The sequence below is a fragment of the Nocardia sp. NPDC005825 genome (assembly GCF_040630175.1).
Lineage (GTDB): Bacteria > Actinomycetota > Actinomycetes > Mycobacteriales > Mycobacteriaceae > Nocardia.
Genome location: NZ_JBEXXC010000020.1, coordinates 50624 through 76468, shown reverse-complemented (window position 1 = coordinate 76468; position 25845 = coordinate 50624). Strand labels below are relative to the sequence as shown.

24 protein-coding genes are annotated in these 25845 nt (G+C 69.0%); 10 read left to right on the top strand and 14 right to left on the bottom strand.

The annotated features are described in order from the left end of the window. Window positions 1-391: 391 nt before the first annotated feature. From rplI to rpsF, 4 genes are all read right to left on the bottom strand, one after another. Window positions 392-847, bottom strand: a complete 456-nt coding sequence (rplI, locus tag ABZ382_RS33585) for a 50S ribosomal protein L9 (protein ID WP_357097466.1) — start codon at window positions 845-847, stop codon at window positions 392-394. Window positions 848-864: 17 nt separating this feature from the next. Then, window positions 865-1134 (bottom strand): 30S ribosomal protein S18, encoded by a 270-nt coding sequence (rpsR, locus tag ABZ382_RS33580; protein ID WP_040814320.1) that lies wholly within the window; start codon window positions 1132-1134, stop codon window positions 865-867. A gap of 64 nt (window positions 1135-1198) precedes the next feature. Next, the gene (locus ABZ382_RS33575) at window positions 1199-1759 is read right to left on the bottom strand and encodes a single-stranded DNA-binding protein (RefSeq protein WP_357097464.1); all 561 of its coding nucleotides are present in this window, start codon (window positions 1757-1759) and stop codon (window positions 1199-1201) included. Window positions 1760-1863: 104 nt separating this feature from the next. Next, window positions 1864-2154: a 30S ribosomal protein S6 gene (gene rpsF / locus ABZ382_RS33570; protein ID WP_357097462.1), complete on the bottom strand. Its 291-nt coding sequence runs from the start codon at window positions 2152-2154 to the stop codon at window positions 1864-1866. A gap of 299 nt (window positions 2155-2453) precedes the next feature. Here rpsF and ABZ382_RS33565 point away from each other — a divergent pair, with 299 nt between their 5' ends. After that, complete coding sequence (locus ABZ382_RS33565; protein WP_357097501.1) at window positions 2454-3809, top strand: hypothetical protein; 1356 nt, start codon at window positions 2454-2456, stop codon at window positions 3807-3809. Here ABZ382_RS33565 and ABZ382_RS33560 read toward each other — a convergent pair. After that, complete coding sequence (locus tag ABZ382_RS33560; RefSeq protein WP_357097460.1) at window positions 3711-4271, bottom strand: ABATE domain-containing protein; 561 nt, start codon at window positions 4269-4271, stop codon at window positions 3711-3713. The genes ABZ382_RS33565 and ABZ382_RS33560 overlap by 99 nt on opposite strands. Before the next feature lie 84 nt (window positions 4272-4355). On the opposite strand from ABZ382_RS33560, the gene ABZ382_RS33555 reads away from it, so the two are divergent. Beyond that, a complete protein-coding gene (locus ABZ382_RS33555; RefSeq protein ID WP_357097458.1) occupies window positions 4356-5270 on the top strand; it encodes a DMT family transporter in 915 nt (304 codons plus the stop codon). A 35-nt stretch (window positions 5271-5305) separates the two neighbouring features. Then, window positions 5306-6265: a DUF389 domain-containing protein gene (locus tag ABZ382_RS33550; protein ID WP_357097456.1), complete on the top strand. Its 960-nt coding sequence runs from the start codon at window positions 5306-5308 to the stop codon at window positions 6263-6265. Window positions 6266-6339: 74 nt separating this feature from the next. Here ABZ382_RS33550 and ABZ382_RS33545 read toward each other — a convergent pair whose 3' ends face one another. Then, complete coding sequence (locus ABZ382_RS33545) at window positions 6340-7449, bottom strand: DUF475 domain-containing protein (RefSeq protein WP_357097454.1); 1110 nt, start codon at window positions 7447-7449, stop codon at window positions 6340-6342. A 140-nt stretch (window positions 7450-7589) separates the two neighbouring features. Next, window positions 7590-8165 (bottom strand): TerD family protein, encoded by a 576-nt coding sequence (locus tag ABZ382_RS33540; protein WP_357097452.1) that lies wholly within the window; start codon window positions 8163-8165, stop codon window positions 7590-7592. 262 nt (window positions 8166-8427) lie between these two features. Here ABZ382_RS33540 and ABZ382_RS33535 point away from each other — a divergent pair, with 262 nt between their 5' ends. From ABZ382_RS33535 to ABZ382_RS33520, 4 genes are read left to right on the top strand one after another with little or no spacing between them, the layout of a single operon-like run. Continuing rightward, window positions 8428-9630: a hypothetical protein gene (locus ABZ382_RS33535; protein ID WP_357097450.1), complete on the top strand. Its 1203-nt coding sequence runs from the start codon at window positions 8428-8430 to the stop codon at window positions 9628-9630. A gap of 40 nt (window positions 9631-9670) precedes the next feature. After that, window positions 9671-10882, top strand: a complete 1212-nt coding sequence (locus tag ABZ382_RS33530; RefSeq protein ID WP_357097499.1) for an HpcH/HpaI aldolase/citrate lyase family protein — start codon at window positions 9671-9673, stop codon at window positions 10880-10882. After that, on the top strand, window positions 10879-13443 hold the full coding sequence (locus tag ABZ382_RS33525; protein ID WP_357097448.1) for a phosphoribosyltransferase: 2565 nt from the start codon (window positions 10879-10881) through the stop codon (window positions 13441-13443). Before ABZ382_RS33530 ends, ABZ382_RS33525 begins: the two co-directional genes overlap by 4 nt. A 21-nt stretch (window positions 13444-13464) precedes the next feature. Continuing rightward, window positions 13465-14271: an HAD family hydrolase gene (locus ABZ382_RS33520; RefSeq protein WP_357097497.1), complete on the top strand. Its 807-nt coding sequence runs from the start codon at window positions 13465-13467 to the stop codon at window positions 14269-14271. A 3-nt stretch (window positions 14272-14274) separates the two neighbouring features. Here ABZ382_RS33520 and dhaM read toward each other — a convergent pair whose 3' ends face one another. The 4 genes from dhaM to ABZ382_RS33500 form a co-directional block, all read right to left on the bottom strand. Continuing rightward, window positions 14275-15000, bottom strand: coding sequence for a dihydroxyacetone kinase phosphoryl donor subunit DhaM (gene dhaM, locus ABZ382_RS33515; RefSeq protein WP_357097446.1), 726 nt, complete (start codon window positions 14998-15000; stop codon window positions 14275-14277). Further along, window positions 14997-15608: a dihydroxyacetone kinase subunit DhaL gene (gene dhaL, locus ABZ382_RS33510; RefSeq protein ID WP_357097444.1), complete on the bottom strand. Its 612-nt coding sequence runs from the start codon at window positions 15606-15608 to the stop codon at window positions 14997-14999. Before dhaL ends, dhaM begins: the two co-directional genes overlap by 4 nt. Next, complete coding sequence (gene dhaK, locus ABZ382_RS33505) at window positions 15608-16609, bottom strand: dihydroxyacetone kinase subunit DhaK (protein ID WP_357097442.1); 1002 nt, start codon at window positions 16607-16609, stop codon at window positions 15608-15610. The genes dhaL and dhaK overlap by 1 nt, the downstream gene beginning before the upstream one ends. Before the next feature lie 101 nt (window positions 16610-16710). Then, entirely contained in the window at window positions 16711-17451 is a 741-nt protein-coding gene (locus tag ABZ382_RS33500) for a hypothetical protein (protein WP_357097440.1), read from the bottom strand. A gap of 111 nt (window positions 17452-17562) precedes the next feature. Between ABZ382_RS33500 and ABZ382_RS33495 the strand changes: the two genes are divergently transcribed. Continuing rightward, entirely contained in the window at window positions 17563-18876 is a 1314-nt protein-coding gene (locus ABZ382_RS33495) for a TerD family protein (protein ID WP_357097438.1), read from the top strand. 33 nt (window positions 18877-18909) lie between these two features. Here ABZ382_RS33495 and ABZ382_RS33490 read toward each other — a convergent pair whose 3' ends face one another. From ABZ382_RS33490 to ABZ382_RS33480, 3 genes are all read right to left on the bottom strand, one after another. After that, window positions 18910-20523, bottom strand: coding sequence for a glycosyltransferase 87 family protein (locus tag ABZ382_RS33490; protein WP_357097495.1), 1614 nt, complete (start codon window positions 20521-20523; stop codon window positions 18910-18912). 93 nt (window positions 20524-20616) lie between these two features. Continuing rightward, complete coding sequence (locus ABZ382_RS33485; protein ID WP_357097494.1) at window positions 20617-22791, bottom strand: transglycosylase domain-containing protein; 2175 nt, start codon at window positions 22789-22791, stop codon at window positions 20617-20619. A 780-nt stretch (window positions 22792-23571) separates the two neighbouring features. Next, window positions 23572-23985, bottom strand: a complete 414-nt coding sequence (locus ABZ382_RS33480) for a DUF5318 domain-containing protein (RefSeq protein WP_357097436.1) — start codon at window positions 23983-23985, stop codon at window positions 23572-23574. 194 nt (window positions 23986-24179) lie between these two features. Between ABZ382_RS33480 and ABZ382_RS33475 the strand changes: the two genes are divergently transcribed. Both ABZ382_RS33475 and ABZ382_RS33470 read left to right on the top strand, forming a co-directional pair. Further along, a complete protein-coding gene (locus tag ABZ382_RS33475) occupies window positions 24180-24737 on the top strand; it encodes a PadR family transcriptional regulator (RefSeq protein ID WP_357097434.1) in 558 nt (185 codons plus the stop codon). After that, on the top strand, window positions 24730-25827 hold the full coding sequence (locus ABZ382_RS33470; protein WP_357097432.1) for an inositol-3-phosphate synthase: 1098 nt from the start codon (window positions 24730-24732) through the stop codon (window positions 25825-25827). Before ABZ382_RS33475 ends, ABZ382_RS33470 begins: the two co-directional genes overlap by 8 nt. Window positions 25828-25845 lie beyond the last annotated feature (18 nt).

Genomic DNA, 25845 nt, shown 5'->3' with positions numbered 1-25845 from the left:
ACGACCTCGAAGGCGAACCTAGGCGACCGGGCGGTGACCCGCCAAACCGAACTGTGTACACACCTGTGGATAACGTGGGTATTGTTCACCGCCTGTTGTGCACCCCCTGTGGAAAACTTGGGGACAACAGTCGATGCCGCTGCTCAAAGCCCTGGTAGTGGCGGAATTCTCATTGTTCGCAACTGTGGATCAATTTCGTGCGGCGTGTCGCTGGACGGCAACGGCCGGGCGTGTTGGGTTAACGAACGGTCACACGGATGTGACCGGTCACACAACGAAAACGGTTGGTTTGCTGGGCAATCCACAACCGATCCGAAATCCGGCGATTCCTGAGCAAACAAAAGAAATCGGAGGCCGCCCCCACGGGTGAGGCGGCCTCCGATCAACCGAATTACTCGGCGGCAGTGACCTGCAGGTCGACCTTGGCGACCACATCCGGGTGCAGATGCACCACGACACCGTGCTTGCCGGTGCTCTTGATGTGGGCCTTCGGCAGCTCGATGCTGCGCTTGTCGACGACCGGGCCGCCGGCGGTCTTGATCGCCGAGGCGACATCGGCCGCGGTGACCGAACCGAAGAGCTTGCCGGTGCCGGCGGTCTTGACCGCGAGCGACACGCCGGTCAGGCCCTCGATGGCCTGCTTCAGCTCGTTGGCGTGGTCCAGGTCGCGCACGCGGCGGGCATCCTGTGCCCGGCGAATGCCGGCGACCTGCTTCTCCGCGCCACGGGTGGCGACGATCGCCAGGCCGCGCGGGAGCAGGAAGTTACGGCCGTAGCCGTCCTTGACCTCCACGGTGTCGCCGGGCGCACCGAGGTTGTCGACATCAGCGGTGAGGATGAGCTTCATCTCTGTGCCTTCCCTTCTCAGCGAGCGGTGGACACGTAAGGCAGCAGAGCGACCTCACGCGAGTTCTTCACGGCGACAGCGATATCGCGCTGGTGCTGGACGCAGTTGCCCGTCACCCGGCGCGCGCGGATCTTGCCACGGTCGGACACGTACTTGCGCAGCAGCGCGGTGTCCTTGTAGTCGATCTTCGCGCCGGCCGTGTTGTTCTTCTTGCCGGCCTTGTCTTCCTTGCAGAAGGTGCAAGCCTTCTTCTTCAGCACCTTTTCGCGTGCCGGTGCTTTGGCCATGGTCTTTCAACTCCGTAATTTTGGGAACGCTGCCCATCGGGGCGGTTCCGGGGAAAGCCGTTGTCTAGAACGGCGGTTCGTCGTCCATGGGCCCGCCCCCGAAGGAGCCGGCCGCGGGGGCACTGCCCCACGGGTCGTCGCCGGCGCTCTGGCCGCCACGACCCCCGCCACTGCCACCACCGGAGAAGCCGCCGCCGCCAGCGTTCTGCTGGCCGCCGCCCTGGCCGCCGCCGCCGAAGCCACCGCCACCACCGCCACGGGTGGTCTTGTTGACTTTCGCGGTCGCGTACCGCAGGGAGGGACCCACCTCGTCGACTTCGAGTTCGACGACCGTGCGCTTCTCACCCTCGCGGGTTTCGTAGGAGCGCTGCTTCAGTCGTCCGCTCACGATCACTCGCGAGCCACGGGTCAGGCTCTCGGCAACGTTCTCCGCAGCTTCTCGCCAAATGTTGCAGCGCAAGAAAAGCGCTTCGCCGTCTTTCCATTCATTGGTATTACGGTCGAACACACGGGGAGTCGACGCGACGGTGAAGTTCGCGACGGCCGCTCCCGCGGGCGTGAATCGAAGCTCGGGGTCAGCCGTCAAGTTGCCGATGACGGTGATGACCGTGTCGCCCTGGGCCATGGTTCCTCCTGCTTTCCGGTGCAGTCCGCAATGCGCTCGCGTTCACCGGTCAGCCTAGAGACAGGGACCGACGGTTACGAGCGACGTCGCGGGAGGACTGGGTCTTACTTCTTGTCGGTACGCAGCACCTTGGTGCGCAGCACCGACTCGTTCAGCCCCAGCTGGCGATCGAGCTCACTCACGGTCGCGGACTCGGCGGTCAGGGTGACGACCGCGTAGATGCCCTCGGCCTGCTTGTTGATCTCGTAGGCGAGACGACGGCGACCCCAGATGTCGACGTTGTCGACCTTGCCGCCTTCGGTCCCGATGACACCGAGCATGGTGTTCAGATTCGGGCCAACGGTGCGCTCGTCCATTGCGGGATCGAGGATGACCATCACTTCATAATGACGCACGTAACCATCACCTCCTGTGGACTGTGTACGGCCCACGGACTGTCCGTGGGCAGGAGGGTTCGTTGCGTCAGCAACCCGACAAGGCTACATGAGCGGCCACCACGAACCGAAAAGGGGTCCGGACGGCGTTCACGGCGCCGGATCCGGGGTAGATAACCAAGGCGTGGCCTGCGAAATCGGGCCAGTCCATATTTTGAACAGGCGAACACGCCGACCAGCCACCTAGGGTGATGCGCATGCAGAATCGACCGGTCGTCAGCGTTGCGGCCGTTCCCCGCCGTCGCGATGCGCGCGGGTCGATGATCGCGATCATCTCGACGCTGGTGTGCGGGGTCACATTGTTGATCGCGTTCGTGAACAAGGCGCGCTGCGCGGTCGGCCCGTACGACGAATCCGGGCGCAGCGTGCTCTTCGACGTGATCAAAGATTCGGATGTCTGTTATTCCGACATCCAGTTCCTGTGGCTGGGTCGCGGCATCGATCACCACGTCTTTCCTTATATAACCGGCGGCATCACCCCGGACGGTCAGCTGACCGGCGGCGCGGTGGAGTATCCGGTGCTCAGTGGCCTGTTCATGTGGATCGGCGGCATCGGCGCGCACACCGACGCGGCCTTCCTGTGGCATTCGGCGCTGCTGCTGGCCCCGTTCGCTCTGCTGACCGCGTATCTGCTGGCCCGCATGGCCGGCCCGGCGGCATTGTTGTGGGCGGCCGCGCCGCCGTTGGTGCTCTACGCCTTTCACAATTGGGAACTGCCGGTGGTCGCGACCGCGGTCGCCGCGTTCTATGTGATGACGACGCTGACCCGGTATTCACTGCGGGATCGCGCGATCGCCGCCGCGGTATTCCTGGCGATCGGCTTCTGTTTCAAGTTGTATCCCGGCATCTTCGTGCTGCCGTTGCTGATCTATGTGCTGCTCGGTGAACATCCTTTGCGGGAGCGGCGATTCGATGTGCGCGGCGCGCTGATGGTGGCCGCGACCGCGATCGGCACGGTGGTCGCGATCAATCTGCCGTTCGCGCTCGCGGGTTACGACGGCTGGCGCGCGTCGATCACCTTCCAGCAATTGCGGCACGCCGATATCACCACGAATTCCATCTGGTACTGGGGATTGCGCCCGCTGTTCGGTCCGTCGCAGGAGTCGGAATCGGCCTTCCAGCACCTGGTGTCGGTGCTCTCGCCGACGCTGGTGGTGGCGTCGTTCGTGCTGGCCTGCTGGCTGGGCGTGCGCCGGTATCGGCTGGCCGGGGTGTATCCGTGGATCGGGGTCAGCGGCGCCATGCTGTGTGGATTCCTGTTGTTCCACAAGGTGCATTCGCCGCAGTACACACTGTGGCTGATCCCGTTCCTGGTGCTGCTGCGAGTGCCGTGGAGTCTGGTGATCGCCTATCTGCTGGCGGACCTGTGCATCGGCGTCGGCGTCTTCCGCTACTTCTACGAGCTCGGGTCGGGTCACCCGTACGAGGTCGAGCAGTATCTGGTGCAGATCGGCGTGTGGGGCCGGGCGGTGCTGCTGCTGGTGTTCTTCTTCGTGTTCGTGTCCGCCTCGGAGCGATCACCCTTCCGCATCGGCGTTCCGGGCGCGGAAAGCCTTGCCCTTGGCCCGGTTTCCGCAGACCGCCATATCGCACCACCGGCGCGAACCGCCGCGTGAGGTGTCCAGGTAGAGGCGGGTGCAGGCGTCTCGCCCGCATTCCTTGAGCCGTTCGCGTTCCGGGCCGCCGAGTAGTTCGACGGCCGAGCGGGCGATGGCGGTGAGCGCGGATTCGATCGTCCCGCCGCGGGTGACCGAACCGTCCGCGCGCAGCGTGAGTTCGGGCAGGTCGCCGTGTGCGTGCCGGTTGAGCAGCCTGCGGTCGGCGTCGGCGAGGGGTTTGCCGTGCAAGGTGGCCTGCATGAGCCGCCAGGCCGCCTCGCGCAGCCGGCGCGCGGGTTCGAGGGCGTCTCCGCAGTCGGGCGCGGTGTCGAGGATTCCGGCCGCGACGGTCCATTCGCCCAGGTCGGCGGCGCTGGTGATCCGTTCGATGAAGGTGGTGCGCCGTTCCCCCACCGTGCCGATGAAGTTCAGCGCGAGATTGCCGCTGACGAACAGGTGCGGGTCGGCGAACGATGACATGTCCCGATCATAACCCCCTTGACAGGTTACTCACTGCGGTGCGACGGTGATAACCACCTGAACGGGTTAGTGCTTGGAGGGATCATGGAGAACCGGCTCTTGGACGTGGCGGGCCCACCGGCCCTGATCCTCATGTGGAGCAGCGCCTTCATCGCCGGGATCATCGGCGTCGGCGCGGCCCCGCCGATGCTGGTGCTCTTCGCCCGCTTCGGCATCGCGGGCGCGCTGCTCATCGTGTTCGCGCTGCTGTCCCGCGCGGTCTGGCCGCGCGGCAAGGTGCTCGCGCACACCCTGGTCGCGGGCCTGCTCATGCAGATGGTCCAGTTCGGCGCGTTCTACACCGCCATGCACGAGCACGTCACCGCCGCGGTCATCTCCCTGGTCCAGGGCCTGAGTCCGGTGGTGATCGCGGTATTCGCCGGGGCCCTGGGCGAATCGGTGAGCGCGCGGCAGTGGCTGGGCTTCGGCGTGGGCGGGGTGGGCGTGGGCCTCGCAGTGCTGGATCAACCGGCCTTCTCGCTGCCCGGCCTGCTGCTGTGCGTGGTCGGGCTGCTCGGCCTGAGCCTGGGCACCGTCTATCAGAAGCGCTTCACCCCGGCGCTCGATCCGCGCACGGGCACCGCCCTGCACGTGGCGGTGAGCGCGCCCTTCGCGGGCGTGATGGCCTGGGCCGGTGGGGAATTCCACATCGCTGACCCGTCCCGCTTCGCCGGTTCCATGGTGTGGATGGTGCTGGTGAACTCGATGGGCGCGTTCCTGCTGTTGAACACCATGCTGCAGCGCTGGGACACCACCCGGGTCGGCCGCTTCTTCTTCGCGATTCCGGCGGTCACCGCGGTGATGGCCTGGCTGGTGATCGATCAGCCGTTGCGGCCCTTGACGATCGCGGGCCTGGGCGTCGGACTGGTCGGCCTGGTCCTGGCGTCGCGCCGGTCGCCGGCCGCGCCCGCCACCGCCGAACGACCCGGTGTCGCCGGGCGACAGCCCGTGCGGGCCTGACGGTTCCGGACACCCGGGCACGGCAGACTGGGCGCATGCTGCACCTGCGGATCCTGGCCCCCGCCACCCTGACCGACCCGGTACTCGAGGTACTCGACGACGACGCGGTGACGGGCCTGGTGGTCCTGCGCGGCGCGGCGGTGCGCCCCGCGGGCGACCTGATCACCGCGCAGCTCGCCCGCGAGGCCGCCAACGATGTCATCCAGCGGCTGCGCGACCTGCGGGTGCACCAGGAGGGCAGCATCGAGGTCGAGCAGGTCGGAACCTGGCTGTCGCGCAGCGGTTTCGAGGCGGAGGTGCGCACCCCGGGCAGCAGTTCGGATTCGGTGGTGTGGGCGCAGGTGGCGCAGCGGGCCTACGACGAATCCGAACTGAACTGGACCTACCTGAGCTTCCTGACGCTGGCCATCGTCATCGCGAGCATCGCCATCGTCACCGACTCCCAGATCCTCACCGTCGGCGCCATGGTGCTGGGACCGGAGTTCGGACCCGTCGCGGCCTTGGGCGTCGCCTTGGTCCGCCGGCGGTTCGTGCTGTTCCGGCTGGCCTCGCGCACCTTGGTGTTCGGCTTCGTGGCGGCCATCGGCGTCACCATCGTGCTGGCGCTGATCGCGCGAGCGCTGGGTTGGATCACCACGGCGCAGGTGACCGGCCCGCGGCCGGCCACCGCCTTCATCTACACCCCGGACAAGTGGTCGTTCATCGTCGCGGTGATCGCGGGGGCGGCGGGGGTGCTGGCCATCACCTCGGCCAAATCCCTGGGCCTGGCCGGGGTTTTCATCTCGGTGACGACGGTGCCCGCCGCGGGCAATATCGCGCTCGGCGTGGCGATCGCCGACGGCTCGACGGTGTGGGGCAGTCTGGCGCAGTTGCTGATCAATATCGCGGGCATGGCGATCGCGGGGTGGCTGACCCTGCTCCTGCAACAGGTGCTGTGGTCGCGGGTGTCGGTGCGGCGCGCCAAGCATCTGGTCGTCCCGCGTCGCATGGTGTGACCAGAGCCGCAGGGTGTGAACAGAAAAGCCCGCCGTCCGAAATCGGACGGCGGGCTTCGTGTTTCGTGTGCGGATCAGCTCAGGCTGGGCGACTTCTCCAGTTCGGGTTCCGCATCGTCGGCTTCCGCTTCCTCGCGCCGGTTGCGAATGATGCTGGTGACGAACGCCGCGCCGATGAACGCCACGCCGACCAGACCGCTGATCACCTCGTTGACGTGCACGCCGATGGTGATGAGCAGGATGACCGCCAGCGCGCCGATGGCCCAGAACGCGCCGTGCTCGAGGTACACGTACTCCGAGAGGGTGCCCTTGCGCACCAGGTACACGGTGATCGAGCGGACGAACATGGCGCCGATCAGGCCGAGGCCCAGGGCGATCAGGATCGGGTCGGAGGTGATGGCGAACGCGCCGATCACGCCGTCGAAGGAGAACGAGGCGTCGAGCACTTCCAGGTACAGGAACAGGAAGAACGCCGCCTTGCCGGTCGCCTTGACGACTTCGGAGGGTCCGCCTTCGCCGTTCGCGTGTTCCTCAGCGTGGAACAGTGATCCGAGTCCGTCGACCACGATGTAGGTGATGGTGCCGAGGATGCCGGCCAGCAGCACGGTGCCGCGGTCGTCGTCATGGGCGATGAACTCCGCCGCGATGACGATGCCCGCCAGGGTGAGCACCACCGCGAGCATGTCCAGCTTGCCGAGCTTGGCCAGCGGGCGTTCGATCCAGCCCAGCCAGGTGACCTCGTGCTCCTCGAGGATGAAGTTGAAGAACAGCAGCAGCAGGAACGCGCCGCCGAAGGCCGCGATCTGCGGGTGCGCGTCGGTGAGCAGCTTCTCGTAGGACGGGCTGCCGTCCGGGAAGCTGAGCGCGCCGTCCGCGGGCGGGTTCATGGCCAGGTCGAAGGCGCGAACGGGGCTGAGCCCGGCCGTGATCCACACGATGGCCAGCGGGAACACCAGGCGCATACCGAAGACGGCGATGACGACGCCGATGGTCAGGAAGATGCGCTGCCAGAACTCGCTCATCCGCTGCAGGATGCTGGCGTTGATGACCGCGTTGTCGAAGGATAGGGACACCTCGAGGATGCCCAGGATGGCGCACAGCACCAGGGCTGTGGGTCCGCCGTACACCAGCGCCGCGATCAGCGACAGTACGGTGACGATGATGGAGAGGCCGAATATTCGCACCGCAGTGGGCCTTTCGTTGTGCCGGGGTCGGGTGACATGCCGGTCGAGCGGACACACGTCGAGGGCTCGTGCGATCGAGCCCTCGACGTGTCGCCGTGTGTTCTATTGAGACGCTGGTACTTCGCGCCGTCGCGAGCTGGTCAGACGTTGACGCCGAAGTCCCGGGCGATGCCCGAGAGGCCCGAGGCGTAGCCCTGGCCGATGGCCCGGAACTTCCACTCACCATTGTTGCGGTAGAGCTCACCGAACACCATGGCGGTTTCGGTGGACGCGTCCTCGGACAGGTCGTAGCGGGCCAGCTCGGTTCCGTTGGAGCGGTCCACGACCCGGATGTAGGCGTTGCGGACCTGGCCGAAGCTCTGGCCGCGCGAGTCGGCGTCGTAGATCGAGACCGGGAAGAAGACGGACTCCACGGCCGGCGGGGTGTTGGCCAGGTCGATGTTGATGACCTCGTCGTCGCCCTCGCCCTCACCGGTGAGGTTGTCGCCGGCGTGCACGATGGTGCCCTCCGGGGACTGCAGGTTGTTGAAGAACACGAAGTGCTTGTCCGACAGCGCCTTCTTGTCGACGCCGGTCGCGATGGCGCTGGCGTCGAGGTCGAAGTCGGTGCCGGTGGTGGTGCGCACGTCCCAGCCCAGGCCGACGGCGACCTGAGTCAGGTTCGGCGCCGCCTTGGTCAGTGAAACGTTACCGCCCTTGGACAAACTGACACCCATTGCGGGGATCCTTCCGTTGTTAAGCGTTCGAAGCGTTTCTTGTCTAACGGCTTCGCCCACTGTCCAGGTTCCGCCGACGTCGACAGTAATGGTTTCCCCAAGCCATGGGTAGGAATGGGTCAAGGCAACCGTGCGACGACAGCCTGTCACAGGACAGGGTCACACACTCCATCGCCGCGGTCGCGGCAATCGTCAACGCGCGGCCGAGATGTTCGCCGACGCACGGTCGCCGTGATCGTCCAGGGTTGCCTACGATCGTGGCGTGGCAGGCCGTCGAAGCGGATGGTTCCGGGCACCCCGGAACAACGAATGGGTGCAACAGGCCCGGTCGATGCTGACGGCGGCCTTCCTCGATATGGATCGGCGGCAGAGCATCGCCGAGGCCGCCGTCGCCGCGTCCGCCGCGCTGTTCCCCGAACGTGGCGCGGCCGCGCGCTGGGAACCGGTGCGGGCCCGCTGCTACGACGCGTCCGGCGCCTACCTGGCCCTCGATGAACGCCTCGAGCAGGTCGAACGCGAGGGCACGGGCATGATCCCGCAGCCCGAGATCGACGGCGTGGTCCGGCGGCTCACCGACGCCGCGCGGGCGGTCGACGACTACTACCGCGGTGATCAGGCCCACCTTGAGCACGCGGTCGCGGTGTTCGGGTCGGTGCCGCAACTGGTCTCGCAGACCCGCGCCGACGCGCAGCGGATCCGGCAGCAGGCCGACGCCTCCCCGTACGCCGCCTACCCCTCGGTGCGGCAATGCGCGGCGGCTCTGGATGAGGCGCTGCTCACACTCGAGGCCGCCGCGATCGGCGGCGCCGGGGCCCCCGCCCGTGACGCCGCGACCCGGCTCGACTCGCGTACCCGCGAGCTGTCCAGTGCCCTGGAAGCCGCTCCCGGCAAACAGCATTCGGCCACCACCGCGCTGGCGTCGGCGGTCACCCGGCTCGATGCCGCCCGCAACCGGCTCGACCGTGTCGCTCCGGCCATGTCCGCGCTGCTGCGGGAATTCGCGGCTGCGTCATCGAACGATTTGGCCAACAATGAGCGACAAGCCCGGGAGGCCGTCGAGGCCGCCGACGCGGACCTGGCCCGCGCCCGGGCCGCCCTGGCCGCCCACGACCCGGAGGACGCGCTCGACCTGACCACCACCGCCCGTGCCCGCCTCGCCGCCGCCGAGGAGAGCGCCGAGGCCGTCACCGACCGGCTCGCCCAGCTACGCGCGGTCCGGGAACAACCGGCCGAGCGCGCCAAGTCCGTTCGCTTCAAACTGCGCGACGCGCAGATGCTGGCGGTCAACAAGGGCGTCGTCCCGCAATGGGGTTCGGTGCTCGACGCCCAGGCCGAACGCCTGGACCGGGCCACCGCGGGCCTGACCGGCCGCCATCCCGACTATTGGGCGTACGTGTCCGAACTCGACGCGATCACCGCGTTCGTCGCCGGAGTCGTCGAACGCATGCGAAATACCGACAGATAGACCGAAAGTCACCAGGAGGACGTCCGCGACGATGACCGCGATGATCACCAGCGACCCGGACGTCGCACCGGTCTCCTTGCGGAAGCGCTTCCCGCTGCGGCATTTCCGGCAGGTGCCGGGCCCGGAGCTGCGGCGGCTGTTCCACCGCCTGCCGGAGGCCTTCGGCGGCTCCCGCGATCGCGACCTGCTGGCCATGGCGCTGGGCGCGACCCTGTACGTGCCCGCCACCCGGGCCGACCTCACCGCCACCATCCTGCGCCGCGCCGAACGCGGCGTGTGCTCGATGGTCATCGACCTCGAGGACGCGGTCGCCGACCATGCCGTCGAATACGGGAAATGGCAGGCCGCCGCCACCCTCGACGAACTGGCGGCCAGCGGCGAGGCCTACCCGCTGCTGTTCGTGCGGGTGCGCGACCCGCAGAGCATCGGCGAGATCGCCGGACGACTCGGGGCGGGCGCGACGGCGCTCACCGGCTTCGTGCTGCCCAAGTTCGACAGCGCCTGCGCCGCCGACTACCTGGACGCGCTGGAACTCGCGTCGGAACGGCTGGGCCGCACCGTCTTCGGCATGCCCGTGCTGGAATCCCCCGCCCTGGTGCACCGCGAGACCCGCGACCGGGAACTGGGCCGCATCGGGGAGCTGCTCACCGCGCACCGGGACCGCATCCTCGCCGTCCGCATCGGGGCCACGGACATGTGCTCCACCTTCGGGATTCGCCGCGACCGCGACCTCACCATCTACGACGTGCGCGTGGTCGCCGACGTCATCGCCGACATCGTCAACTATCTGGGCCGCGCCGACGGCACCGGATTCACCATCACCGGACCGGTCTGGGAGTACTTCGCCGACCACACCCGCATGTTCCGGCCGCTGCTGCGCACCGCCCCCTTCGCCGAGGTGGACGCCGTCCCGTTCCGGCAGTCGCTGGTCAGCCGGGACATGGACGGGCTGCTGCGGGAGATCACCCTGGACCGCGCCAACGGCATCCAGGGCAAGACCGTCATCCACCCCACCCACGTCGCGGTCGTGCACGCGCTGTCCATCGTGACCCACGAGGAATACGCCGACGCCGCCGACATTCTCAGCACCGGCGCAGGCGGGGTCGCCGCCTCCGAGTACCGCAACAAGATGAACGAGATGCGCCCGCACCGCAGCTGGGCCCACCAGATCATGCTGCGCGCCCGGGTCTTCGGCGTCGCCAACAAAGGAGTCTCCTTCGTGGACCTGCTCAAGGCCCTGGTCGAATCGTGACCGCCGACCCCGCCCTACCCGCGGCCACCCGCGAACTCCCCTGGGCCACCCGGGAACTCGGCCTCACCCTGCACCACACCGAGTCGGTCCTGTGTGAGCCGGATTGGCGCGTCGACACCCTGGTCGAGCCGGGTCTGCGCCGCAATCCCCGCCGCGCCCACCTGCTGGTTTCGACGGTGCTCGGCAAACATCTGCCCACCGACCCGCATCGGGTCCTCGACGCGGGCAACCGACTGGGCGATCTCGTCCTCGAGGCGCTGATCACGGCGGCCGGGGCGGCGACAGTCGAGGGCGATGCCACGCCGCGACCGTCGGCGGTCGTGCTCGGGTTCGCGGAAACGGCCACGGGGCTGGGGCACACCGTTGCCGCGCGGATCGGCGCACAGTGCTACCTGCACTCCACCCGCCGCGACGTGCCGACCGCCGACACCCTCGCGGGCTTCGAGGAGGGCCACTCGCACGCCACCTCCCACCTGCTGCAACCCATGCCCGCCGCGGTCTTCCACAACGACCTGCCCATGGTGCTGGTCGACGACGAGATCTCCACCGGCGCAACGGCGCTGGACGCCGTCCGCGCCCTGCACGCCCTGACCCCGCGCACGCACTACGTGCTGGCGTCGTTGGTGGACATGCGGACCGACGCCGACCGCCGCGCCTTCGAGCGGGCGGCCGCCGAGCTCGGCGCGCGCATCGACACCGTCTGCCTGGCGGGCGGCAGCACCGTGCTGCCCACGGACCTGGTCGACGCGGTCGCGGCCTTGCCCGAACCCGCGCTGAACCCGATCTCGGAACGCCGCGGCACCAGCACCCGGGTCGAGATACCGTGGCCCCACGATGTTCCCGAGGGCGGCCGTCACGGCTTCCTCGGCTCGGACGCCGAGCCGTTCGAGGCGGCCCTCACCCGTGCTACCGAGACCCTCTCCCGCGAACTGGACACCCTGGCCGGGCGCCGCGCGGCCGGACCTCGGCCGGTCATCGTCATCGCCCACGAGGAGTTGATGTATCTGCCGCTGCGCATCGCGGCGGCCTTGTCCGACAACGGCATTCCCACCCGATATCAGACCACGACCCGCTCCCCCGCCTACGTGCTGGACGAACCGGGTTACCCGTTGCGGCGCGGATTCCGTTTCGCCGCACCGGAACCGGACGAGGACGCCCCGCGCTATCTGTACAACGCGCGGTGGCCGGACGCGTTCGGGGTGCCGGACCCGATCGATCCGCTGCTGCTCGTCGTGATCGATCGTCCCGCCGACGGCGAACGGCTCCTGGCCGCCGGCGGACTGGTCGATGTCCTCACCGCCTCGGGCGCCGACGTGCTGATCGCCGTACTGCCCGAGGCCGATCCGCGCGCACTGGCCACCGCTCGTTCCCGGCCGGCGCTGCGGCGCGGGACCAGCGGTCGGACCGAGGCCGCGGATGCCGTGGCCACGGTTGTGGCGGACGTCGCCGTGCACCTGGAACCGTTGCGCGGGCCGGAGTTCGGCTCGTACGCGCCGGATGAGGTGGCCTGGCTACTGACGGACCTGTCCGGCGCGGAGCTGGAAGCCGATGTCGCGGAACGCGAACGGCGGATCCAAGCCGGGGTGGCGCACTACGCGGAATCGCTGCCGGTCGAGTACCAGCCGGATGCCGCCTACCGCGAGCTGTTCGACAAGGTGCTGGCCGAGAGCGCGGAGCGGCTGGCACTGGCCGTGGCGACACTGGCGGAACTGGTGGTCGCCGAGCGCGGGCCCGATATCGTGCTGGCCTCGCTGGCGCGGGCCGGGACACCGGTGGGCGTGCTGATGCGGCGGTGGCTGGGCCGCGGGGGGATCGACGCCCCGCACTACGCGGTGTCGATCGTGCGGGATCGCGGAATCGACTCGGCCGCACTGGATCACCTAGCCCGCAACCACGATCCGGCACGGGTGGTGTTCGTGGACGGATGGACCGGCAAGGGGGCCATCACCCGCGAGCTCGACGCGGCGCTGGCGGCGTATCACGCGGCGGGCGGGGCCCGGTTCGACCCGGACCTGGCGGTCCTGGCCGATCCGGGCGGCTGCGCGCGGACCTTCGGCACCAGGGACGATTTCCTGATCGCCTCCGCGTGCTTGAATTCGACAGTGTCGGGCCTGATTTCACGCACGGTGCTCAATGACCGGCTGCTCGCGCCCGGACAGTTCCACGGCGCCAAGTTCTACCGCGACCTCGCGGGCGAGGACCAGTCCAACCGCCTGCTGGACGCCGTGAGCGACTGCTTCGACCGGGTGCGCCCGCAGGTGGACGCGCGGGTGCGCGAGCTGCTGGCCGCCGACCGGACCCCCACCTGGGCCGGCTGGGCCTCGGTGGAGCGGGTGCGGGCCGAGTACGGGATCTCGAGCGTGAACTTCGTGAAACCCGGTGTGGGGGAGACCACCCGGGTGCTGCTGCGGCGCGTGCCGTGGCGGGTGCTGGTGCGTGATCCGGACGCGGGTGAGCACGCGCACATCCGGCTCCTCGCCGCGGCACGCGGCGTGCCGGTCGAAGTCGTGCCGGATTTGGCGTACGCCTGTATGGGCTTGATCAAGGAAGTGAAGGGATAGCCAGTGCAGCAGCGCGAGGTGATGGTGGCGACCGATCTCGATCGGACGCTGATCTATACGCGAGCGGCCTTCGGGAACGCGAACCCCGACACCGTGTGCGTGGAAGAGTATGAGGGACAGCCGCTCTCGTACATGACGGCGACGGCGGCCGAACGGCTGAAGATCCTGGCCGAGACCGCCGCCGTGGTACCGGTCACCACCCGCACCATCGAGCAGTTCCAGCGCATCCGCCTGCCCGGTGGGCCGTGGCCCTACGCCGTCACCAGCAATGGCGGCAGCATCCTGCGCAACGGGCTGCCGGACCGGCGCTGGCGTTCCGCCCTCGACGCCCGGGTGCGCGCCGAATGCGCCACCCTCGTCGAGGTGCGCGCGGAATTGCGGGCCCGCGTGGACGAATCGTTCGCGCTGCGACTGCGCGAGGCCGACGACCTGTTCTGCTACCTGGTCGTGGACCAGGAGCGGCTGCCCGCCGGATTCCTCGCCGACTTGGACGCCTGGTGCCGCCCGCGCGGCTGGTCGGCCTCGCAGCAGGGCCGAAAGATCTACGCCATGCCGACCCCGGTGTGCAAAAGCGATGCGGTGCGCGAAGTTCGGCGCCGCATGCTCGACTCGGGCGAACTGCGCGCCGGGTCGCCGCTGCTGGCCGCGGGCGACGGCTCACTCGACGCGGAGATGCTGATCGGCGCCGACGCCGCCATCCGGCCGCGACACGGTGAGCTGGAGCAGCGGAACTGGCGTCATCCCCGCGTGGCGGTCACCGGGGCGTCGGGTATCCGGGCTTCCGAGGAGATCGTCGACTTCTTCCTCGGCGTGCGGGCGCTGCGGTAGGCGTCAATTCGCGGTCAGGGTACGAACTTTCGAGACGGCCAGGGCCGCGTCGGGTCCGGTCGCGCGCACTTCCAGCCGATGCCCGGGCACGACGCCGAGGGTGAGGACCCGGGTCAGGCTGTCGCCGGGTACCGGTCCGATGCCGGTGGTGGCATTGCGGAGTTCGACGTGTGCGTCCAAATCCCGCAGGGCCGAGACCAACTCGGCTGCGGGGCGGGCATGCAATCCGTGCCGACCGGTCACCTCGAATATCTCGGTGACGGCCGAGTCATCCACAGGTGCACTACCTGTGGATGGATGTGGATCGATCGCGACCCCCGGTTCTGTGGATGAGCCGAGCTGCGACCGCTTCGCGGTGAGCGCGCCGTCGGCTTCGCGGGCGACGGCCTCCAGATCAGCACCCCCACCCGCCACGGCCAGCGCCGCGACCAGACCCTCGACCAGCGGAGCTGCCGAGAGGTGCACCCGCACTGGGGATTCGAGCAGATCGAGCGCGGTCTCGGCGGACAGCACGGCGCTCCCCAGATCCATCAACACCAGCACGCCGTCCCCGGAATCGGCCTCCCGGACAGCGTCGGCGACCGCGACCGCGTCGGTGCCGAATTCCTCCGCGGACAGTCCCGCCGCGATCCGCACCGCCACACCCTGATCGGGTAACAGGCCGGCGGCCAGCGCCACCGCGGCCTCGGCCAGCGCGCGGCTGTGCGAGACCACCACCAGTCCGATCATCGCAGGGCCTGCCGTGCCGCCCGCACCAGCAGGGCGGCACTGGTCGCACCCGGATCCTGGTGTCCCGCACTGCGTTCACCCAGATACGACGCCCGGCCCTTGCGCGCCACCAGCGGCGTCGTGGCATCGCGACCGGCTTCGGCCGCGGCGACCGCGGCGTCCAGCGCGACCTCGGCCGCGGCGCCGCCCGCGACTTGCTTGTCCAGGACGTCGGCCGCGGGACCGAGGGCATCCACCATGGTCTTGTCCCCGGGCTCGGCCTTCCCGCGGGCGATCACACCGTCCAGACCCGCCCGGAACGCCCGCGCGAAATCACCGATCTCCGAACCGCTCCCGATGGAGCCGGCGAAGCGCAGGAAGAACGTGCCGAACAGCGGACCACTGGCGCCGCCGATGGTGCGGATCAGTACCAGGGCGGTCTGCTTCGTGGTCTCGGCCGGTGACGACGAATCATCGAGTGCCGCAACGGCCACCTTCGTTCCTCGCTGCATGTTCGTCCCGTGATCCGCGTCGCCGATGGCGGCGTCCAGCGCGGTCAACTCGGTGGCGTGTTCGTCCACCAGCGCCGCGAATCCGCGCACCCACGCGGACACGTCGACCGTCGCCATCAGATGCCCCACCGCAGCGCCGGAGTCCGCACCGGCGCGTCCCACAGTGCCGTCAACTCCTCGTCCAGCCGGGTCACCGTGACCGAGCAGCCCGCCATGTCGAGTGACGTGATGTACGGCCCGACCAGCGAGCGCTCGACGTGGATCCCGCGCCCGCGCAGGATCCGCGCCACCTCGTCGAACATGAGGTACAGCTCGATGAGGGGCGTCCCGCCCATGCCGTTGACGAAGCACAGCACCCGATCACCCGCCGCGAACGGCAGATCCGCGAGAATCGGCTCCAGCAGCATCCCCGCCACCTCGCGGGCCGGGGCCAGCGGCACCCGCTCCCGGCCGGGCTCGCCGTGGATGCCGATGCCGATCTCCATCTCGGCGTCGCCGAGCTCGAAGGTGGGGTGCCCGACCGAGGGGACCGTGCAGGAGGTCAACGCCATCCCCATGCTGCGCGAGCACGCGTTCACCGTTTCCGCGACGCGCGCCACCTCGTCGAGCGGCCGGCCCTGTTCGGCGGCCGCGCCCGCCATCTTCTCCAGGATCACCGTCGCGCCGACACCGCGCCGCCCGGCGGTGTAGGTGCTGTCCTGCACCGCCACATCGTCGTTCACCACGACCGCGCGGACCTGCGCACCGGATTCGGCGGCGGCCAGTTCGGCGGCCATCTCGAAATTCATCACGTCGCCGGTGTAGTTCTTCACGATGTGCAGCACGCCCGCCCCGGAGTCCACGGCCGCGGTGGCGGCCTGGATCTGATCGGGCACCGGGGACGTGAAGATCTCGCCGGGACAGGCCGCGTCCAGCATGCCGAGGCCGACGAAGCCGCCGTGCAGGGGCTCGTGACCCGAACCGCCGCCCGAGACCAGGCCGACCTTGCCCGGGCGCGGCGCGTCGGCGCGCACCACGATGCGTTGTTCGGAGTCCACCCGCAGCTCCGGATGCGCCGCGGCCATCCCGGCCAGGGCGGCGTCCACCACGTCGGCCGGATCGTTGATGAGCTTCTTCACCGAAATCTCCCGTCGGAAGGCCGGTTCGGGTCCCTGTGAGTCAGACTCGCACCACCGGTCCGGCGGCGACGTGGTTTCGGGCTTTTGCGACGGGATCCGGGCTAAGCCAGCGGTTCCGCGGTTTCCTCGAGGGTGCGGGCCAGCTCGATATCGGTGACCAGCTGCACCATCAGATCCCGCAGTTCACCGTCGGGCAGATGGTCGGCGGCGAATTCGAACGGTTCGGAGACGTCCAGGCCGCCCTGGGTGGCGGCCAGGATCACCCACGGAATCCCCACCTCGGCCACGCCGAGACGTTCCCGGATCAGATCGGTGGTGTCCTCCACCAGGGCGGTGCGCGCGGCCACCGCGGCCGTCATCTGCTCGTCCAATTCGATCCGGCGGCGCTCCAGCAGACCCGCGTCCGCCTTCGCCTCCTGTTCCGGAGTGGTGCGGACCGAACCGTCGTCGAAGACCTGGAAGCCCTCGTTCACGCAGAGGGTGCCCAGCGACACCTCGGCCTCGGCCAGCTCCGGCAGGGTGCGCAAGCAGTCCAGCACCGCGTCCAGCGCCGCCACCAGGCGGTCCCGAATATCGCGGCGGCGCACCAGCTCCCGATCGGCGTCCTCGCGCTCGGACAGCACCTGCTCGACGGCGCGCCCGATCTGGAAGGCCATGGCCGTGGATTCCGGGGCCCAGCCGCCGCGCGGAGTGCACTCGCCCTCCTTGGGAGTGATGGTGTCCAGGAAGGCGTTCACCGCGTCGAGCAGGTCACGCAGCTGGTCACGGGACACGGCCGGGTGCCGGAAGGCTCGTAGGTACTGTTCGTGCGCTTCCGCGGGTTCCACCTCACCGTCGCTCACGGTGCCGATACTGCCACGCGTTCCCGGCATACTCGGCCACCACGCCTCCGGCCCGTGTCGCCGCGTTCTCGTAGAGTGGCAGCGACCGCACCGTCAAGCGAAGGGTCGATCGTGTCCGCAGTTTTGGTGAAGGGCCAGAACGGTCCGCTGAGTGTCCACGAACTGGTGATCAGCGTGGAGGTGGCCGCACCGGCCGATCTGTCCGCGCTACTCGTCACCCCGGCGGGCACGGTGCGCACCGACGCCGATTTCGTCTTCTTCAACCAGCCCTCGGGGCCGGGAGTGACGCTGCGCCCCGGCGCGCCGGGCACGCCCGCCGTGCTGGCGGTATCGCTGGACGCCATTCCCGCTGATATCGAACAGCTTCGGGCCGTCATCACCCTCGACGACGCCAACGGCAGTTTCGGGCAGCTGTCCGCACCCGTGGCCCGGGTCTCCGACACCGCCGGAAACTCGCTGTACGAGTACCGGATCGAGGGCCTGAGCACCGAATCCATCGTCATCGCACTGGAGTTGTACCGCCGCCAGGGCAGCTGGAAGGCCCGCGCGGTCGGGCAGGGGTACGCGGGCGGCTTCGCCGCGCTGGTCACCGACCACGGCGTGCGCGTCGACGACGCGCCGCAGCCCGCTCCCGTGTCCGCGCCCGCACCCGAGCAGTTCGCCCCCGCCACCGGCGGATATCCGCCCCCGCCCGCGCAATTCGAGCCCACTGGCGGCTACCCGCCGCCGCCCGCGCCCGCCGGCGGCTTCCCGCCGCCGCCCCCGCAGGGCCAGCCCACCGGGGGCTACCCGCCTCCGCCACCGCCGCCGCCCGCGCCGCAGGCCGATCGCGATCTGCCCACCGGCCATGTCGTCAGCCTGGTCAAGGGCCAGCGCATCAACCTGCGCAAGGAGGGCGGCGCCGCACTGAGTTACGTGAAGATGGGGCTGGGCTGGGACCCGGTCAAGCGCGGCGGCATCTTCGGCAACAAGGCCGTGGACGTGGACCTGGACGCCTCGGTGGTGATGTTCGCCGGACACGGCCCGGTGGACGTCGTGTACTACGGCAGCCTCAGCTCCAAGGACGGGTCGATCCGCCACCAGGGCGACAATCTGACCGGTGAGGGCGAGGGCGACGACGAGGAGATCAGCGTCGACCTGTCGCGCATCTCGCCGTCGGTCACCACCCTGCTGTTCATCGTGACCTCCTACAAGGGCCACACCTTCGAACAGCTCGCCAATGCCTACTGCCGCCTGGTGGACAGCGCCACCAATGCCGAGATGGCGCGCTTCACCCTCACCGGCGGCATGCCGTTCACCGGCATGGCCATGGGCAAGATGTTCCGCCCGGCCCCCGGCGCGGACTGGAAGTTCCAGGCCCTCGGCGAGGGCTTCCAGGCCAAGCACCCGGGCGAAGCCGTACCGCAGCTGGCCCGCTTCCTCTGACGCGGTGAGCGGGCCCCGGCCCTGAGCGACGGCTCAGGGCACGGGTTCCGGCCGCCGCGGCCACAGCCAGGACGGCAGCCACGGATCCTGGGGATCCGGGGCGCGGTCGAGCACACCGCCGCCCGGATCGTCGGCGCCGTCGCGGCGCACCGGATCCTCGGCGGGACGGTAGATCTGGCGGATCACCAGGACGCACAACGCGATCACCGCCAGATCGCGCAGCACCACGGTCCCGGTGAACCACTGCTCGGGCAGGCCCTTGTGATCCGGGCCCAGGTAGTAGTACATGCGCGGCACCCACACCAGGGCGTCGATCGTCATCCACGCCAACAGGATCCGCCGGTGCGGCAGCGCCAGCACGGCCAGCGGCACCAGCCAGATCGAATACTGCGGGCTCCACACCTTGTTGGTCAGCAGGAACGCCGCCACCACCAGGAAGGCCAGCTGCGCCAGCCGCGGCCGCCGCGCGGCGGTCAGGCCGATCCAGCCGATGCCCGCGCACGCCGCGATGAACAGCAGCAGCGACACCGAGTTCAGCACGGTCGGCACGTCCTGCGGGCCGAGCACCCCGTCGAATCCGGCCCAGCCGGTGAACGAGGTGATCACGTTGTAGATCGAATCCGGGTCCGCGTGCCGTTCGGTGTTGAGCCGGAAGAACTCCCACCAGCCGTTCGGGTACAGCGCCGCGATCGGCGCGTTCACCGCCAGCCAGGTGATCGCGGCCGACGCCACCGCCGCGCCCGCGGCCCGCATCGGCGGCAGACCGCCGAAGGCCGCGTCGTCCTCGTCGCGGCGATCGGCGCGGACGCACAGGATCAGGATCGGGCCCAGGAGCAGCAGCGGATACAGCTTCGCCGCACCGCCCAAGCCCAGCAGGATGCCCGCCAGCACCGGGCGGCGGTTGCCCCAGGCCAGCAGGCCGCCCGCCGCGAAAGCCGTTGCCAGCAAATCGAAGTTGGTGAACGCGTGCACCGCCACCAGCGGCGACAACGCGACCAGCGCGGCATCCCAGATCCGCCGTCCCGCCGACAGCGCGGTCGCCCAGATGGTCACCAGCCAGGCCATCGCCAGGCCGATCGCCACCACATTGAAGTAGATGACCACCTCGAGCGCGCCGCTGCCCGGCAGCGGAGAGACCTTCCACGCCTTGGCGATTCCCATGGAGATGTACTGGTACATCCCGGACAGCACCGGGTACTCCATGTAGCGGACCTGCGGCTTGCCGTCGCTGAACTCGACCCACTGCTTCTTGTACGGGAACGCGCCCTCGTTGAGATGCTCGGCGCCGTACAGCGGCACCGTGTCCGAGTAGCACATGGCCAGGTACTGGCGGCCGTTGTTCCAGTCCAGGCCCATGACTCCCGAGGAGTCCGGCCGCTGCTGGATACAGCCCGCCTTGCCGAACCAGCCGAATGCCAGGAACAGCACCGCGAACGCCATCAGCACCCGCATCGGGGTCCAGAAGCGGACCCGGCCGATCACGGCGTGGTCGCCCACCGGGCCGCCCAGCGGATCGCACAGCTGCGCGGTCAGCGTGTCGGTGCGACTCGGCTTGTCCCGGTCGTCGACCGACCGCAGATGGTCCGCCAGCGGCGCCGGCGACTCGTAGCCGACCGGCGTATCACGCTGCGCGCGAGCCTGTTCCACTCCTGCTGCCTCCCCCGGCTCCGGCGCCGCGCCGGCCGGTCCGCTCGCGGCGGCCGACCGGTGCGCCAGTTGCTGCTCGATCACGCCAGCAGGCTACCGATTCGGCCGCCCATTGCCGTTGCCGGTACCGCCACCGCTGTTCGGAGCCGTGGTCGTGGCGCCCCCGTCCGCGGGCGCGACCGGTTGCCCGGACATCGGACCGGTGCCGCCGCCCTGCTGTTCCTGGGTGGGCTCGGGCTGGGTCTGCTGCCGCTGGTTCTGCGGGTTCGGCGCCAGGCCCGGCACCGGGATGGAGAACCCGGGCAGACCCGGGATCGGCATCTGGCTGGTGGTGACGACCGGCGGCAGCGGCGCCTCGGTGGTCGAGGGCGCGGTGTACGGCGCCGACCAGGACGGCACACCACCCTGCGAGCTGCCGATATTGCCCGGCTTCGGGAAGGACTCGTTCGTCGTGCCCTTGAGCGCGCCGTCCATGGTCGACTTCCAGATGTCGGACGGCAGGCCCGAACCGTAGATCATGCCGCCATTGACGTTGCGCAGCTTCTCGTTTCCGGCGGCTGTGCCGATCCACACCGCGGTGGACAGCGACGGCGTGTAGCCGACCATCCAGGCGTCCTTGTTCTCGATGGTGTCGCCCAGCTGGGCGGTACCGGTCTTGGACGCCGACTGGCGGTCACCCGCGAGCTGGTGCTTGTTCGAGTACTGCGCGATCGGCTTCATCGCGTCGGTCACGTTGTCGGCCACCGCCGCCGCGACTTTGCGCTCACCGGCCACGTCGCCGCGGTCCATCAGCACGGTGCCGTCGGAGGCGACCACCTTGGTCACGAAGTGCGGCGCGTGGTACATGCCCGACGCGGCCAGCGTGGCGTAGGCCGAGGCCATGTCCAGCACGCGAACGTTGTACTGGCCCAGCACGATACCGTTGTTCGGCGACGAGCCGTCCGGCTCCACCAGCGTCTTGCCGATGCCGTCGACGTTCGCGGGGATGCCGAGCCGGTGCGCCATGTCGGCGATTTTCTGTGGGCCGTTGCCCGGCATGTCCAGCATCATCCGGTAGAAGCTGGTGTTGTAGGACCGCTTGGTGGCCTCGGCGATGGTGCACATGCCGCAGTTCTCGTCGGCGACATTGTGGATCTCGATGCCGTTGACCTTGAACGGCGAGGAGCTGTCGTACATGGTCGAGAGCGGCTTGCCCAGTTCCAGGTTCTCGGCCAGGCCGAACACCTTGAACGAGGAGCCCGGCTGCAGACCGGCATTGGCGAAGTCGAAGCCCTGGCCGTCGGAACCGCCGTAGTAGGCGCGCACCGCACCGGTCTTGGGATCCACCGACACCACCGCGGCCTTCAGCTTCTCCGGCTCGCCGTCCATCACCTTGTTCACCGCGTTGACGGCGGCGTCCTGGGCCTTCTGGTCGATCGTGGTGGTGATCTGCAGGCCCTGGGTGTTCAGGTCGTGCTCCGAGATGCCCGCGGCTTCCAGCTCTTTGAGCACCTGGGTCTTGATCAGGCCCTCCGGGCCCGAGTCCAGGGTCTTGTCGTGCTGCGCCTCGGCGGCCGTGATCACCGGCGGGTACTGCATGTTGGCGCGGTCCGCGGCGGGCAGGTTGCCGCCGTCGACCATGCCGTCCAGCACGTACTTCCAGCGGGTCTGCGCGCCCTGCGGATTCTTCTCCGGGTCCAGGTTCGACGGCTGCTGGATGGTGGCAGCCAGGACCGCGCCCTCGGCCACGCTCAGATCCTGCACCGGCTTGTTGAAGTACGCCTTGGACGCCGCGTCGATGCCGTACGCGCCGCGGCCGAAGTAGATGGTGTTCAGGTAGGCGGCCAGGATCTGGTCCTTGGACCACTGCTTGGCCATCTTGGCCGAGATCACCAGCTCACGCAGCTTTCGGGTGAGCGAGTGCTCGTTGCCGACCATCGCGTTCTTCACGTACTGCTGGGTGATCGTCGAACCACCACCGGCGCTCGAATTGCCGGTCAGCTGACCGACGAACGCGCGGCCGAAGCCCTGGATCGAGAAGCCCGGGTTGGTGTAGAACGACCGGTCCTCGGCCGCGATGACCGCGTTGCGGACGTGCGGCGGGATCTGGTCGATCGTCACATCGGTCCGGTTGCCCTCCGGCGGAATGATCTTCGCCAGCACCGAGTTGCCGTCGGCCATGTAGATGGTGGCCACCTGATTGTTCTTCAGGTCGCCGGGCTGCGGCACGTTCACCGTCGAATAGGCGTACAGGAAGACCGTGCTGCCCAGGCCCAGCACCAGCGCCATGCCCACGTAGATGGTCCGGCGGATGATCCGCCAGATGGAGGTCTTGCGGGGCGTGCCCTTGCCGCCGCCCTTGCCGCCCCCGGAACCGTTGCCGCCCGGCCGCCGCGGCGGCGGGCCGGGCGGGGTGCCGCCCTGGGGACGCCGGGTGGCGGGCTGGCCGCCGGTCGGCGGTCGATTGCCCTCGGCCGGGCGGGTCCGCGTCGCCGCGCCCGCGCCCGCCGCGGCGCCCGCGCGGACCCCGTGATCGGCGACCCGCTGGGTGCGGTCCGAGGCGGCGCCCCGGGAGATGTGATTCGGAACCGCCTGTCGCGCGCCGGTGTTCACGCGCTGATCGGCGGCGGGGTTCGGAAGCTTCCGGGTCGCATCCGGATTGCCGGATCTGGGCGGCGGCGACCCGGGCGATCCGGGCCGACGGGCCGGCTGCCCGCCCTGCGGCGCGCCCCCGCGCTGCGGCTGGCCGTTCGGTCCGCGCGGCGGCATCCCGCCGGGACCGCCGCCGTTGCCGCGCTGCGGGCCACCGGGCCCCATGGGCTGACGCGCCCCGGGCGGCGGCCCCGCGGGCCGTCCTCCCTGGGCCGGCGGCGGGTAACCACCGGGGCCGGGTTGCGAACCGCCACGGGGGCGGCCGCCGTGCGGTCCGTCGTCATAGGGCGATGTCACAGCCTGGCTCTCCAATTACTTCTCGATACGGTCCGGGTCCCCGGGCAGGGCTCGATGCGGTCACTGTCGGTGTACCGCGGCGGGCATGGGTGCCCGCGGATCAGCAGTCGACGTGGCCTCTCACTCGGCGGCCGTACGACGGGTGCCGGTGCGGCGTCGGCCCGTCGGCGCCGGGGCTAGGCCCAGCACATAGGACTGCACCAGATGGTTCCAACTACAGGTCCGGCACACCTCGACCACATGCACCGAGAACTCTTCCCGAGTCTCGGCCAACCGGACCAGTTCCTCCGGCGCGCGAGCGGAGCCCGCCACGGCACCCAGGCCGTCGCCGTAGACCCACGAGACGAGTGTCAACTGCTCTTTCCTGCAGATAGGGCATGTGACCTCGCTTCCCCGCCCGTGGAACTTCGCCGCCCGCAGGAGGTACGGATTGGCATCGCACACATCCGCGACGTCCACCCGTCCCGCGTAGACGTCGGCCAGCAGGGACCGGCGCCGAAGCGCATAGTCCACTACCTGCCGCTGTATTCGCACGCGACCCAGAGTACTTGCGGTGGCCCTCGGCCCGCACGCCCCGGACGGACTCTGATCAATTCGCCACACGGCGTAACGCGGCTCACCGCACGCCGCATCGCGGTGGTTCGGTGCGCCGTTTATATCGGCGCGATATAGTTTGTAACTGCATCCATCGGTTAGGTCTGAACACAACAGTCAGGGGGTGAAGCCCGGTGCTGGAGTTGGCAATCCTCGGGCTGCTCCTCGAGTCGCCGATGCACGGCTACGAGCTGCGCAAGCGGCTCACCGGTCTGCTGGGCCCGTTCCGGGCCTTCTCCTACGGGTCGCTGTATCCGACCCTGCGGCGCATGCAGGCCGACGGCCTCATCGCGGAGGAGAGTCCGCAGGGCTTGGCAACGCGCCGTGCGCGGCGGGTCTACAACCTGACTGACCCGGGACGGGAGCGGTTCGCGGAACTGCTCGCCGACACCGGACCCCAGAACTACACCGACGACGGCTTCGGCGTTCATCTGGCCTTCTTCGGCCGCACCCCCGCGGAAGCGCGGATGCGAATCCTGGAGGGGCGGCGGAGGCAGGTCGAGGAGCGCCGAGAAGGACTGCGGGAAGCGATAAAGCGAGCCAGTGGGCAACTGGACCGCTATACCCGCCAGCTCCATCAACTCGGTCTCGAATCAAGCGAGCGCGAAGTGCGCTGGCTCAACGAGTTGATTGCTGCGGAGCAATCGACGAAGGCGGCACCACAGAAAGAGGGAAATATCGGCCATGAGTGAGATCAACACCGAAGTTCGGGTGGCCATCGTCGGCGTGGGTAACTGCGCATCTTCCCTGGTTCAGGGCGTGCAGTACTACAAGGACGCCGACGAGAATTCGACCGTCCCCGGACTCATGCACGTGAAGTTCGGTCCGTACCACGTCCGTGATGTGAAGTTCGTCGCCGCGTTCGACGTCGACGCCAAGAAGGTCGGCTTCGACCTGTCCGACGCGATCTTCGCCAGCGAGAACAACACCATCAAGATCTCCGACGTGCCGCCGTCGGGTCTGACCGTGCAGCGTGGACCGACGCTGGACGGCATCGGCAAGTACTACGCGCAGACCATCGAGCTGTCCGAGGCCGAGCCGGTCGACGTCGTCCAGGCGTTGAAGGATGCCAAGGTCGACGTCCTCGTCTCCTACCTCCCGGTCGGTTCGGAAGAGGCCGACAAGTTCTACGCGCAGTGCGCCATCGACGCGGGCGTGGCCTTCGTCAACGCGCTGCCCGTGTTCATCGCCTCCGACCCGGTCTGGGCCCAGAAGTTCATCGACGCCGGCGTGCCGATCGTCGGCGACGACATCAAGTCGCAGGTCGGCGCGACCATCACCCACCGCGTGATGGCCAAGCTGTTCGAGGACCGCGGCGTCGTGCTGGACCGCACCTACCAGCTCAACGTCGGCGGCAATATGGACTTCAAGAACATGCTCGAGCGTGAGCGCCTGGAGTCGAAGAAGGTCTCCAAGACCCAGGCCGTGACCTCCAACCTCGAGGGCCCGCTCTCGGGCAAGGTGTACGACCGCAACGTGCACATCGGCCCGTCGGACTACGTCGAGTGGCTCGACGACCGCAAGTGGGCCTACGTCCGGCTCGAGGGTCGCGCCTTCGGTGACGTGCCGCTGAACCTGGAGTACAAGCTCGAGGTGTGGGACTCGCCGAACTCGGCCGGCATCATCATCGACGCCGTCCGCGCCGCCAAGATCGCCAAGGATCGCGGCATCGGCGGACCCGTCCTCCCGGCCTCGGCCTACCTGATGAAGTCGCCGCCCAAGCAGTTGGCCGACGACGTCGCCCGCGCCCAGCTCGAGGCCTTCATCATCGACGCTGAATAACTCTCATCGCTCTCAGGG